This is a genomic window from Bordetella genomosp. 9, assembly GCF_002119725.1.
Taxonomy (GTDB): domain Bacteria; phylum Pseudomonadota; class Gammaproteobacteria; order Burkholderiales; family Burkholderiaceae_B; genus Bordetella_C.
Window position 1 is genome coordinate 4,246,145 of record NZ_CP021109.1, and the last position, 12,217, is coordinate 4,258,361.

A 12,217-nucleotide genomic window follows, 5' to 3' on the forward strand; every position below is an offset into this window, starting at 1 on the left:
GCAAAACGGAGTCTACCGAAGGGTCATGCGTCCGGACTTCAAGGGTTGTAACCGGGCAAAAGCCGCGTCCCGGCTTTGTTACAACCGCCGGGCGGTCGCTGCCGGAGTCACCCCGCGTTGCAGCACGCGGCGTGCCGCCTGCAGCCAGATGACGGCCCTCATCGGCGGTCTCGGCGCCGGGGCCCGTAAGAAGCTGGCGTGATAGCCTTCTCCCCGTTCACAACAGGTTTGCACTATGTCGAAACCGCTCGAAGATTACGGTCTGATTGGGAACATGCTGTCCGCGGCGCTGGTGTCGCGGGACGGCTCCATCGATTGGCTTTGCCTGCCGCATTTCAATTCGGCGGCGTGCTTCGCCGCCCTGCTGGGAACGGAGGAGCACGGCTGCTGGCGCTTGCGGCCTCGAGGAGAATTCCGGTCGAGCCGGCGTTATATCCCCGGTACGGCAGTCCTGGAGACGCGTTTCGAAACGGCGACGGGAGCGGCCACGCTGTTCGACTTCATGCCCTTGAGCGACGACGAAGAGCGCGTGGACGTGGTGCGCATCGTGCGCGGCGATGAGGGCCATGTCGACATGGACATGGACTTGATCCTGCGTTTCAACTATGGACAGGCGGTGCCTTGGGTGAGGCGGCGCGACTACGGCATCAGCGCCATCGCCGGACCGGATGCCGTCGAGCTTCATACGCGGGCGCCGCTGGAAGGAAAGGACCTGCGAACCGTATCGTGCTTCAAGATCCAGGCCGGCGAGCACATGCCTTTCACGCTTTCGTACCACCCGTCCCACAAGACGCCGCACTTCGTGCCGGACCGGCTGGAAAGTCTCGACCGCACGGTTTCGTGGTGGAAGGAATGGTCCAAGCGCTGCCGCACGGACCGGCGTTTTCCGGAATGGCATGAAGCCATCGTCCGCTCGCTGATCACGCTCAAGCTGCTGACTTTCCGCCCGACCGGCGGCATTGTCGCCGCGCCCACCACCTCGCTCCCCGAAAACCTGGGGGGCACGCGCAACTGGGACTACCGCTACTGCTGGCTGCGCGATTCCGCGCTGACGCTGTACGCACTGCTGAATGCCGGCTATCGGGAAGAGGCCGAGGCGTGGCGCATGTGGCTCATGCGGACCGCGGCGGGACATCCCAGCCAGTTGCAGATCATGTACGGGATCGCCGGCGAACGCAGCCTGCCAGAAATGGAAATCCCCTGGCTGCCCGGCTACGAAGGCAGCAAGCCGGTGCGCATCGGCAACGCGGCGTCCGCGCAGATTCAGATGGATATCTACGGCGAACTCATCGACACGCTGCATGCCGCCCGCGAAGCGGAGCTGGCGCCTTTGGAAGAGGCATGGCGGCTGCAGCGGGTGCTGCTGGCGCCCCTGGAGCAACGCTGGAACACCATGGATCATGGAATCTGGGAAGTCCGCGGCGCCCGCCGCGCCTTCACCCACTCGCGCCTGATGTGCTGGGTGGGCTTCGACCGGGCGATCAAGTCCGCGGAACGATTCCATTTGAAAGGCCCCCTGGACAACTGGCGGCGGGCGCGCGACGACATACGCGCGGACATTCTGCGCCATGGCTTCGACGCGGGGATGAACAGCTTCGTCCAGTACTACGGCGGCAAGGCGCTTGACGCCAGTTTGCTGCTGATCCCTCAGGTGGGTTTTCTGCCGATCGACGACCCGCGCGTCGCCGGCACGATCGCCGCCGTGGAAAAAGGCCTGGTGCGGGATGGCCTGGTCATGCGCTACGTGCCGGAAAGCGCGGACGACGGCCTCGGCCAGGACGAAGGTGTCTTCCTTGCGTGCAGCTTCTGGCTGGCGGACGCCTATGTCATGCAAGGCCGGCTGGACGAGGCGGCCGCCCTGTTCGAGCGCCTGCTCGACCTGCGCAATGACCTGGGACTGCTGGCCGAGGAATACGACCCGGTGCGCCGCCGGCTGGTCGGCAACTTCCCGCAGGGCTTTTCGCATATCGGTCTGGTCAACACCGCCTACAACCTGCTGCAGGCGCAGGGTCCGGCTCGCCAGCGCTCGCGCAGCGCGGCGCCGCACAACGGCTCGGGCGCCCACGGTGAAGGCAAGGCGGACCCGCATGCCAGCGCGCAAGCCTCCCAGGCCATCGCTGCCGCCACCACTCCGGCCGTGCCCGCCTCCGGCGATTGACGTGCGGGCACGCCGCTTGCACCCCGTGCCCGCCGCCGCAGCGGCACGGATGACAACGCAAGGGACGCCACGACATGCTGCACACCGGGGAATCGCCAGCCAGCGCGGATACCACCGCTTCGCCGGCATCGCCTGCGCCGGAGGACGCCTGCTGCGAGGTCGCGGGACTGAAGTACGTGGACGACCGGGGCCCGGGCATTACCCGCAAGCCGGACGGCGACGGATTCGCCTATTACTTTCCCGACGGCAAGCGCGTCCGGGACCCCAAGGAAATTGCCCGCATCAATGCGCTGGTCATTCCTCCCGCCTATACCGACGTGTGGATCTGTCCCGATCCCGCCGGCCATATCCAGGCCACGGGGCGGGACGCCCGGGGGCGCAAGCAGTACCGCTATCACCCGTCCTGGCATGCCGTCCGGGACGCCAACAAGTATGAGCAACTGTCAGCCTTCGCGCTCGCCCTTCCCCGCATACGGCGCAAGGTGGAGCGCGACGTGCGCGGGCCCGGCATGTCGCATGACCGCGTGGTGGCCGTGGTCGTGCGCCTGCTCGAAACCACGCTGGTGCGGATCGGCTCTCCTGCCTATGCACGCGACAACGGCTCGTACGGCCTGACGACGCTGCGGCGCCGTCACACCACCGTGGCGGGCAACCGTATCCGCTTCCGCTTCAAGGGCAAGAGCGGCGTCGAGCACGACGTCACGGTCAACGACCGGCGCATCGCGGCGGTGGTGAAGCGCTGCATGGAGATCACGGGCCACGAACTGTTTTCCTACCGCGACGAAGATGGCAAGGTCCGCACCGTGGATTCCGGCGCCGTGAACGACTATCTGCGCGAAGCCGGGCAGGCCGACTTCACCGCCAAGCACTACCGCACGTGGGCCGGCTCCGTGCTGGCGCTGGCGGAGCTGCGCAAGCGCCCCTGGACTTCCCAGACGGAGGCGAAGCGCATCGTGGTGGAAGTGGTCAAGGGCGTGGCGCGGCGGCTGGGCAATACGCCTACGGTGTGCCGTCAGTGCTATATCCATCCGCGCATCATCGAGGACTACCTCGCGGGAACCCTGCCGCCCCTGAAAGCCGCGCCGCCGACGCCCCGGGGACTGGACGCGGAAGAGCGCCGCCTCCTGCAGTTCCTGAGCAGCACGCCGCAGGAAAGCATGGGCAAGCCTATTCCGCCGCGACGTGCTGCAGCTCGTCCTGCCCGGCGGCAGGCGGCGCCCGCCGCGTCCGCATGAACAACAGGCAAGGAATCGCCGCCAGCGTCATCCACATCATGAAGCGGAAATCGTCCAGGTAGGCGATGAAGCTGGCCTGATTCGTGATGACCTCGTTCAGTCCCGCCAATCCGGCGGCGTTGCCGACGTTGAACACCCGCGACAGCGCATCCGGATGCGCCGCCAGCGTGGAGGCCGACACATAGGCCGCGAGCGAGGCATGCAGGGTGGCGCTGTTGCGAACCAGAAGGGTCTGCATGGCGGAAATGCCGATGCTGCTGCCGATATTGCGCGACAGGCTGTAAATGGCCGTCCCGTCGGACCGCAGCGCCCGGTCCAGCGTGGAGAACGTCATGGTGGTCAGCGGCACGGACGTGAAGCCCAGCCCCAGCCCCTGGATGAAGGAGGGAACGATCACGTCCCACTCCGTAATCTGCGGCGTGTAGGCGGACATCTGCCAAAGCGAAAATGTCGTCAGCCCGAATCCCAGCGCGATGATCAGCCGTCCATCGAACCGGCCCACCAGGCGGCCCGCCAGCAGCATGGACACCATCGTGCCGAATCCGCTGGGCGCGGTGACGACGCCGGTGGTCACCACCGGATAGCCGAGCAGCGTCTGCAGCAGGGGCGGCAAGAGGGCGCGGGTGGCATACAGCAGCAGTCCGAGCAGGAAGTAGAACGCCAGGCCCATGGCGAAATTGCGGTCGCGCAGCAGCGCGACCTTGAAGAAGGAGTGCTCGCCGGTGGTGGCCGTATGCAGAACGAAAAAAGTAAAGGCGACGAAGGCGCACACGGCGTAGGTGCGGATCTCGATGGCGTCGAACCAATCGGCCTGCTCCCCGCGGTCAAGCATCAGCTGCAGCAAGCCTATCGCCACGGCCAGCGTGGCGAAACCGAAGACATCGAAGCGCGCGGCGCTGCCGGCCTTGCGATCTTCGTGGATGTATCGCGCCACGCCGTAGAAGGAAAGCACTCCGACGGGCAGGTTGATCAGGAAAACCCAGCGCCAGTTCATATTGTCGGTCAGCCATCCGCCCAATGTGGGGCCGAGGATGGGCCCGAGCATCACGCCCATGCCCCACAACGCCATGGCCTTCGCATGGTCCTTGGGCTCGTTCACGTCCAGCATCACCGCCTGCGACAGGGGGACCAGCGCGGCGCCGAAGGCCCCCTGCAGCAGGCGGGCAAGCACGATCTGCACTAGATTCACCGCCGCGCCGCATGCCACGGACATCACCGTGAAGCCCGCGATAGAGACCAGGAAAACCATCTTCCGGCCATAGCGCCCAGACAGCCAGCCCGTGACGGGCGTGGCGATGGCGGCCGCGACGATATAGGACGTCAACACCCATGTGATCTGGTCTTGAGAGGCGGACAATCCCCCTGCCATGTGCGGCAGCGCGACGTTGGCGATGGTGCTGTCCAACGTCTGCATGATGGTCGCCAGCATGATGGAGACCGTGATCATGCCCCGATGCGGGACGGCGGCCGGATGACCGGAAGCAGCCATGATTTTAATAACCTACGTTACTATATGGACAAAAAAAAGGCGCCATCGGGACAGCCCGGATCGCGCCTTCATTCGAGATGAGGGAGCAGCTTGCGCAGCAGCCGCTCCAGCTCGTCGATTTCTGCCGGTTCGAAATTCGAAAACAGGGCTTTCAGCTGCGCCCGCCGCCGCGGCAGATACTGCTTCACGAACGCGAGCGCCTTGGGCGTCAGCTGCAGGAACACCTGGCGGCGGTCGGTTTCGCCGGCCAGCCGGTCCACATAGCCCTGCCGCTGCAGTTCCCGCGCCACCCGCGTACTGTTGGTCCGCGACGAATTCATGAAAACGCTCAGCTCGGACGGCTTGAGCCGGTGCCCTTCGCTGGCGTAGATGACGACCAGCGACGTCCACAAGGTAGAGTTCAGGCCATGCTCGCGCAGGGGCGCATCCATATAGTCGGCCAGGCGGCCAGCGACATGGGTGAACAAACGGCTGAGCACGGACTCGCGCAACTGCTGTCGCGCGGTCAGGCGCATCGCGAGCTCGCGCATGGCTTGTTCGAATGGATCGAAGGAGGAAGTCATCGCGTCGCGTCGAACCGATAACGTACGTTATTTTATCGCCGGCGGCACTGACGAAGGACTGAACGGCACCAACGCCGGACCAACTCCACTGTGCGGCGCGCGGGCGTTGAGGTTAAATCGTCGGTTCCGGCCTCGCTGCCCTCTTCCGCTTCCGCACATGCCGCATACACAGCGCGACCTTCCGCACACCGCCGATATCCTGTCCCTGCGCGCCGATCTGGCGCTGGCCCTGCGCGCCGCGGCGCACCATGGTCTGGAGGAAGGCGTCTGCAATCACTTCAGCGTGGCGCTGCCCGACGACAGCGACCGCTTCCTGATCAACCCCCGCGGCTTGCACTGGAGCGAGGTCGATGCCGAGGATATCGTGCTGGTCGACGCCAAAGGGGTCAAGCTGGCGGGCCGGCACAGCGTCGAAACCACGGCCATGTTCATCCATGCGGCGATCCATCGCCTGGCGCGCAAGACCTGCGTGCTGCACACGCATATGCCCTATGCGACAGCGCTGACCCTGACCGCCCGCCGGGGCCTGGACACCCGGCTATCCCAAACGGCAATGCGGTTTCATGGGCGCGTCGCCATCGATGCCCGCTACGACGGCCTGGCGCTCGATGCGGCCGAAGGCGAACGTATCGCGCGCGCCATGCGGGGCGCGGACGTTCTCTTCCTGGGGAATCACGGCGTCGTGGTTTGCGGCGAACGCATCGACTATGCCTACGACGACCTGTACTTTCTCGAGCGGGCCTGCCAGGCCGAAGTGCTGGCGCTTTCGACCGGCCAGCCGCTGGAACCGGTGGCAGAGGCGACCGCGCGCCACGTCGCGATGCAGATGCAGGACGAACGGCTGCAATCCACTTTGTTCTTCGAATCGCTGCGCCGCCGGCTGGCGCCGGCCGGCCGTTGAATGGACCGGCCATGCCATGCCATGGCGGCATGGCATGGCGGCATCGCAGCGCCGCCGGCGCCAGGCATCAGGGCCAGAGCACGCGCGGCGCCTACGGCAGTGCCGCGATCAGAATGCCGGGACGACGGCGCCCTTGTACTTCTCCTGAATGAAGGTCTTCACTTGCGGCGTGTGCAAGGCCTGGACCAGCTTTTTCACGGCGGCGGCGTCCTTGTTATCGGGACGCGCCACGATGATGTTGGCGTACGGTGAATCCGCGCCTTCGATGAACAGGGCATCGCGCGTCGGGACCAGCTTGGCCTCCAACGCGTAATTGGTATTGATCAACGCCAGATCCACGTCGTCCAAGGACCGGGGCAGCATGGCCGCTTCCAGTTCCTGGAATTTCAGGTTCTTGCGGTTGTCCACGACGTCCAACGGCGTGGCGCGGATGTCGTTGGGGTTTTTCAGCTTGATCAGGCCCTGCTTCTGCAGCAGCAGCAAGGCGCGGCCGCCGTTGGTGGCGTCGTTGGGGATCGCCACCGTTGCGCCGCTCTTGAGCTCCGACACGTTCTTGATTTTGCGCGAGTAGGCGCCGAAGGGCTCCACGTGCACCTTCGCCACGGACACCAGGTTGGTGCCGCGATCCCGGTTGAAGGTGTCCAGATAGGGCTGGTGCTGGAAGAAGTTGACGTCCACCTGTTTGTCGGCAGTCGCCAGGTTGGGCTGGACGTAGTCGCTGAAGACCTTGATGTCCAGGTCCACGCCTTCCTTGGCGAGCGTGGGTTTGACGAACTCCAGGATTTCCGCGTGCGGCACCTGGGTGGCGGCCACGCTCAGCTTTTCCGCGGCGGCGGCGGGGGCCGCGGCGAGCAGCGCGGCCGACAGGCCGGACGCCAGGACTGCAAGGCAGGCAGCCAGCGCCCGGCGGGCGGGATTGGCGGGTCCGGCCGCAGCGGCGCGGACGCGCGACGGTTTTTCGATCATTTTTTGTCCTCCTGGTTGGATGGTTCCCACATTAACCGTTGAATGAAAAGGGGCTCAAATCTACATGAAGCGGGCATTTTGCACCGCATCTTCTTATGCGCGCATGGAATATGGCCCGACCGGTAATACAATCCGAAGTCCGGGCGGGACGACCCGCGCCGCTCCTATTTTTGCATCGCGTTTCTGCCGCCATGACCGATACCAACGATACCGCCGTCCTGTCTCCCGCCCTGAAGGCAAGCGTTCTTTCCGAGGCCCTTCCTTACCTGCGGCGATTCCACGGCAAGACGATCGTCGTCAAGTACGGCGGCAACGCGATGACCGAAGAACGCCTGCAGCGCAGCTTCGCCCACGACGTCGTGCTGCTCAAGCTCGTCGGCCTGAATCCGGTTGTGGTTCACGGCGGCGGGCCGCAGATCGATGACGCCCTGCGGCGGGTCGGCAAGACCGGCACTTTCGTGCAGGGCATGCGCGTGACCGACGCCGAGACCATGGAAGTCGTGGAATGGGTGCTGGGCGGGCAGGTGCAGCAGGACATCGTCATGATGATCAACGAGGCCGGCGGCAAGGCCGTGGGCCTGACCGGCAAGGATGGCGGCCTGATCCGCGCCCAGAAAAAGCTGATGGCCAACAAGGACGATCCAGACCAGCCGCTGGACATCGGCTTCGTCGGCGACATCACCCAGGTGGATCCGGCGGTCGTCAAGGCGCTTCAGGACGACCAGTTCATCCCCGTGATCTCGCCCATCGGCTACGGCCAGGACGGCAAGGCCTACAACATCAATGCCGACGTCGTGGCCGGCAAGATGGCGGAAGTGCTGGGCGCGGAAAAACTGCTGATGATGACCAACACGCCGGGCGTGCTGGACAAGAACGGCCAGCTTCTGCGCAGCCTGTCGGCCCGCGCGATCGATGAGCTGTTCGCCGACGGCACGATTTCCGGCGGCATGCTGCCGAAGATTTCCTCATCGCTGGACGCCGCGCGCAGCGGCGTGAATTCGGTCCACATCATTGACGGCCGCGTGCCTCACTGCCTGTTGCTGGAACTGTTGACCGACCAGGGCGTCGGCACCATGATCACCTCGCGCTGATGCGTATCCATCGGCATCTGCTCAGGCCGGCCGCCCGGATGCGCCGCTCGCGCCGTGTCGCCACGGCGGCGCCCGAGCGGCTCTGGCTGTTCGACCTGGACAATACGCTGCACAACACGTCGCATGCGATTTTCCCGCGCATCGACGCCGGCATGACCCGGGCGGTGGCCGAAACGCTGGGCGTGGACGCCGATACGGCCAACGCCCTGCGCGCCAAGTACTGGAAACGCTACGGCGCCACCGTGATCGGCATGGTGCGCCATCATGGCGTCAACGCCGATGCCTTCCTGCGCATGAGCCACGACTTCGACGTGCGGTCGCTCATCAAGGCCGAGTCCGGGCTCGCCGGCAAACTGCGGCGGCTGCCCGGCCGCAAGGTCCTGCTGACCAACGCGCCGCTGCATTACGCCCGCGCGGTGCTGCGCCACCTGGGCTTGCTGAAGCAGTTCGACAGCCTGTGGGCGATCGAGCACATGAACTGGCACGGGAACTACCGCCCCAAGCCGTCCGTCGCCTTGCTGCGGCGCGTCCTGGCGCGCGAAGGCGTGCCGGCGGCGCGGACGGTGCTGGTTGAAGACACCCTGGAAAACCTGCGCGGCGCGCGCCGGGCCGGCCTGCGTACCGTGCACATTCATCACCCCGGGACGCCCTTCAGCAAAGGCGGGCGCAATCGTCCCAGTTATGTTGACCTGCGGGTGAACTCGGTCAGCGAACTGCTCTTGCGCCGGCGGCCGCTCAGGCGCTAGAGCCCGTCAACAAGAAGAAGGAGCCTTCGGCATGGCAAGCAGAACCGGCGAAAAGAAAACGCAGATCCTGCAGACCCTGGCGGAGATGCTGGAACAGCCGCACGCCGCACGCATCACGACCGCCGCCCTGGCCGCGCGCATGCAGGTTTCGGAAGCGGCGCTTTACCGCCACTTCGCCAGCAAGGCGCAGATGTTCGAAGGCCTGATCGAGTTCATCGAACACACCATTTTCTCGCTGGTCAACCAGATCGGCGCCGCCGAGCCGCAGGGCATCGGCCAGGCGCGCCGCATGGTGGACATGCTGCTCACCTTTTCCGAACGGAACAAGGGCATGACGCGCGTGCTGACCGGCGATGCCCTGGTTACCGAGGACAATCGGCTGCAGGAACGCATCAACCACATCAACGATCGCATCGAGGCCTCTTTCCGGCAGGCGCTGCGCAACGCCGTCTCCGATGGCGGGCTGCCGGCGAACGCCGACGTCAGCGCGCATGCGAGCCTGCTGACCCATTTCGTGCTGGGACGCTGGCTGCGTTACGCGCAAAGCGGGTGGCGCGTGGCGCCCACCGCACATCTTGACGCCCAGCTGCGTCTGGCACTGGGCTGATTCGAACGGGAGACACCATGGACACTTCGATACCGGCGCTGCCGCGCCCTTCCCTTTGCCGTGCCGTGGTGGTGGGCGGCGGCACCATGGGCGCCGACGTGGCGGTCGTGCTGGCGCGGGCCCAGGCTGGCGTCACGGTCGTGGAGCCGGCGGCCGATCGCCACGATACGATCCGGGAGCGGACCCGCGCCGGCCTTGCCGAACGCGGCATGGCGGAACTGGCGCAGAAAATCCAGGTCGTCGCATCGCTCGACGCGGTCGCATGGGAAGGCGTTCATCTGGTGATCGAATGCATACCGGAATCGCTGCCGATGAAGCGCAAGCTGTTCGCGGATCTCGTCGGCCGCGCCCCTGCCGGTGCGCTGCTGGCCAGCAATAGCTCCAGTTTTCCCATCAGCGAGATCGCACAGGGTCTGGATACCCGCGCCCGCATGCTCGGGCTGCATTTCTTCATGCCGGCTCACCTGATCCCGCTGGTCGAGGTGGTGCTGGGCGCGGACAGCGACGTCGCCAGCGGAGAGCACCTGGCGGCATTCATGCGCCGCTGCGGCATGGTGCCCGTGCTGGTCCGCAAGGACGTGCCCGGCTTTCTCGGCAACCGACTGCAGCATGCCCTGACCCGCGAGGCCTTCGCGCTGATTCAGGAGGGCGTAGCCAGCGCGGAAGACGTGGACGCGGCGGTGCGATTCGGTTTCGGGTTCCGCTTCCTGGCCGCGGGGCCGGTCATGCAGCGCGACCATGCCGGCCTGGACGTGCATTGCGCCGCTACCGCCACCACCTATCCTTCGCTATCGAAAGCGGACGGTCCCTTCCCGATTCTGACCGAGCGGGTTGCGGCGGGCAAGCTGGGCATGAAGACCGGCGAAGGGTTCTACGCCTGGACACCGGAAACGATGGCGGCGGAAAAAGCGCGCTACGCCGCCTTGCTGCGCGCCGGCCTGGCGCTGATCGAGAAGGAATTGCCGCCGATCGAACCGTAAAGGCGCAACGGTTGATCGGGCGTTCAGGCGGCCTGCGCCACGATCCACGCCGAAATGCGCGCCGCGATATCGTCGCTGTTGTCGTCCATCATCAGCATATGCGAATTGCCGGTCACGCCCATCCCGGCAAGACGCCAGTTATCGACGCGGCCGCCCCGCGCGCGCAGACGCTCGCCGTATTCGCGGCCCCGCCGGGCCAGGGTCTGCCGAACGCGCATGTGGGGCTGCTCCCCCGCCCGGTCCGGGGCGGGCAGCCGCCACGGCCGCCTGTTTCTAGAGCGCCGAGGCGGGGCCGAAGAATTCGTAGCGGCTCTGCGCGGCAGGCACGCCCAGGATATCCAGGGTCTTCTTCATGTAGCGCATGAACCCTTTCGGTCCGACGAAGTACGCATCCACATCCGGCGGGGATGGCAGCCAGCGGCGCAGCTGGTCGATGTGCGCAAGGCCTACATCGTCCGGCTTGCGTAGCGCGTCCGTCGCATCTTCGTAGCAGACGAAGTGGCGCAGCTGCGGATGACGGGCGGCAAGCTGGTCGACATGATCGCGGAAAGCATGGACCGCGCAGCTGCGCGCATAGTGGATGAAGTGAATGGGCCGGACGCCGGCTTGCAACGCCGCTTCCAGCATCGCCAGCACCGGCGTAATCCCGACGCCCCCGCTGATCAGCGCCAAGGGGCGATCGCCGGCTTGCAGCACGAATTCGCCGGCGGGCGGGAAGACGTCGACCGTATCGCCTTCGTTGACGCGGTCGTGCAGAAAATTCGACGCCACGCCACCCGGCTCCCGTTTGACGCTGATGCGGTACTGGCTGCCGTTCGGCGCTTGCGAAAGCGAGTAGTTGCGGCGGATTTCCTGGCCATCGACGTCTAGCCTCAGGCCCAGATACTGGCCGGGCTGATAGGCGAGCACCGCACCGCCGTCGGCGGGACGCAGATAGAAGGACGTGATGGCCGCGCTTTCCGCCACCTTGCGGTCAACGACGAAGGGACGCGCGCCGCGCCAGCCGCCGGGCGCCTGTGCCCGCTCCTCATACGCGGCCGCTTCCGCCTGGATCAGCATATCGGCCAGCTGCCCATACGCGGCCGACCAAGCGGCGATCACTTCATCGGTGGCCGTATCCGGCCCCAGCACCTCGCGAATCGCGCGCAGCAGGCAGGCGCCGACGATCGGATAGTGCTCCGGCTGGACCTGCAGCGACACGTGCTTGTTGACGATTTGCGTGGCCAGCGGCGCCAGGGCCTGGAGCCGGTCGATATTGCGGGCATACGCCAGCACGCCGTTGGCCAGGGCGCGCGGCTGCTCGCCGCTTGCCTGGTGGGCCTGATTGAACAGCGGCCGCACTTCCGGATGCTCGGCCAGCAGGATCTTGTAGAAATGCGTGGTCAGGGCTTCGCCGCCGGTCTCCAGCAGCGGGACGGTGGCGCGGATGATCGCAAGTTGTTTCGAGTCGAGCATGAGGTACGGCACTCCGGGTTGGACGG

Annotated in this window: 12 protein-coding genes; 7 read left to right on the forward strand and 5 right to left on the reverse strand. The window is 66.0% G+C overall.

What is annotated here, in order from left to right; translation table 11 throughout:
• The first annotated feature begins 235 nt into the window (after positions 1 to 235).
• Together CAL13_RS19495 and CAL13_RS19500 are read left to right on the forward strand one after the other, a co-directional pair.
• Positions 236 to 2,158 carry a glycoside hydrolase family 15 protein gene (locus tag CAL13_RS19495; RefSeq protein WP_086073280.1) on the forward strand — a complete coding sequence of 641 codons (1,923 nt, stop codon included), beginning with the start codon at positions 236 to 238 and terminating at the stop codon, positions 2,156 to 2,158.
• Between the two features lie 74 nt (positions 2,159 to 2,232).
• On the forward strand, positions 2,233 to 3,393 hold the full coding sequence (locus CAL13_RS19500; RefSeq protein WP_086058861.1) for a DNA topoisomerase IB: 1,161 nt from the start codon (positions 2,233 to 2,235) through the stop codon (positions 3,391 to 3,393).
• Here the strand turns inward: CAL13_RS19500 and CAL13_RS19505 are convergent.
• Both CAL13_RS19505 and CAL13_RS19510 read right to left on the reverse strand, forming a co-directional pair.
• Positions 3,326 to 4,882, reverse strand: coding sequence for a DHA2 family efflux MFS transporter permease subunit (locus tag CAL13_RS19505; RefSeq protein WP_086073281.1), 1,557 nt, complete (start codon positions 4,880 to 4,882; stop codon positions 3,326 to 3,328). The two genes, CAL13_RS19500 and CAL13_RS19505, sit on opposite strands and share 68 nt — an antisense overlap.
• A 68-nt stretch (positions 4,883 to 4,950) precedes the next feature.
• Entirely contained in the window at positions 4,951 to 5,445 is a 495-nt protein-coding gene (locus CAL13_RS19510; protein ID WP_086073282.1) for a MarR family transcriptional regulator, read from the reverse strand.
• Between the two features lie 157 nt (positions 5,446 to 5,602).
• On the opposite strand from CAL13_RS19510, the gene CAL13_RS19515 reads away from it, so the two are divergent.
• On the forward strand, positions 5,603 to 6,346 hold the full coding sequence (locus CAL13_RS19515; RefSeq protein WP_086073283.1) for an aldolase: 744 nt from the start codon (positions 5,603 to 5,605) through the stop codon (positions 6,344 to 6,346).
• Between the two features lie 108 nt (positions 6,347 to 6,454).
• Here the strand turns inward: CAL13_RS19515 and CAL13_RS19520 are convergent, their stop codons facing one another.
• Complete coding sequence (locus tag CAL13_RS19520) at positions 6,455 to 7,312, reverse strand: MetQ/NlpA family ABC transporter substrate-binding protein (protein ID WP_086073284.1); 858 nt, start codon at positions 7,310 to 7,312, stop codon at positions 6,455 to 6,457.
• A gap of 191 nt (positions 7,313 to 7,503) precedes the next feature.
• On the opposite strand from CAL13_RS19520, the gene argB reads away from it, so the two are divergent.
• From argB to CAL13_RS19540, 4 genes are read left to right on the forward strand one after another with little or no spacing between them, the layout of a single operon-like run.
• Positions 7,504 to 8,403, forward strand: coding sequence for an acetylglutamate kinase (gene argB / locus CAL13_RS19525; RefSeq protein WP_086058866.1), 900 nt, complete (start codon positions 7,504 to 7,506; stop codon positions 8,401 to 8,403).
• A complete protein-coding gene (locus CAL13_RS19530; protein ID WP_086058867.1) occupies positions 8,403 to 9,149 on the forward strand; it encodes a pyrimidine 5'-nucleotidase in 747 nt (248 codons plus the stop codon). The genes argB and CAL13_RS19530 overlap by 1 nt, the downstream gene beginning before the upstream one ends.
• A gap of 31 nt (positions 9,150 to 9,180) precedes the next feature.
• Positions 9,181 to 9,756: a nucleoid occlusion factor SlmA gene (gene slmA / locus CAL13_RS19535; RefSeq protein WP_086058868.1), complete on the forward strand. Its 576-nt coding sequence runs from the start codon at positions 9,181 to 9,183 to the stop codon at positions 9,754 to 9,756.
• 17 nt (positions 9,757 to 9,773) lie between these two features.
• The gene (locus CAL13_RS19540) at positions 9,774 to 10,736 is read left to right on the forward strand and encodes a 3-hydroxyacyl-CoA dehydrogenase family protein (protein ID WP_086073285.1); all 963 of its coding nucleotides are present in this window, start codon (positions 9,774 to 9,776) and stop codon (positions 10,734 to 10,736) included.
• A 23-nt stretch (positions 10,737 to 10,759) separates the two neighbouring features.
• On the opposite strand, the gene CAL13_RS19545 is transcribed toward CAL13_RS19540, so the two are convergent.
• Together CAL13_RS19545 and hmpA are read right to left on the reverse strand one after the other, a co-directional pair.
• A complete protein-coding gene (locus CAL13_RS19545; protein ID WP_086073286.1) occupies positions 10,760 to 10,954 on the reverse strand; it encodes a hypothetical protein in 195 nt (64 codons plus the stop codon).
• A 55-nt stretch (positions 10,955 to 11,009) separates the two neighbouring features.
• Positions 11,010 to 12,191, reverse strand: coding sequence for an NO-inducible flavohemoprotein (hmpA, locus tag CAL13_RS19550; RefSeq protein WP_086073287.1), 1,182 nt, complete (start codon positions 12,189 to 12,191; stop codon positions 11,010 to 11,012).
• Positions 12,192 to 12,217: the final 26 nt, after the last annotated feature.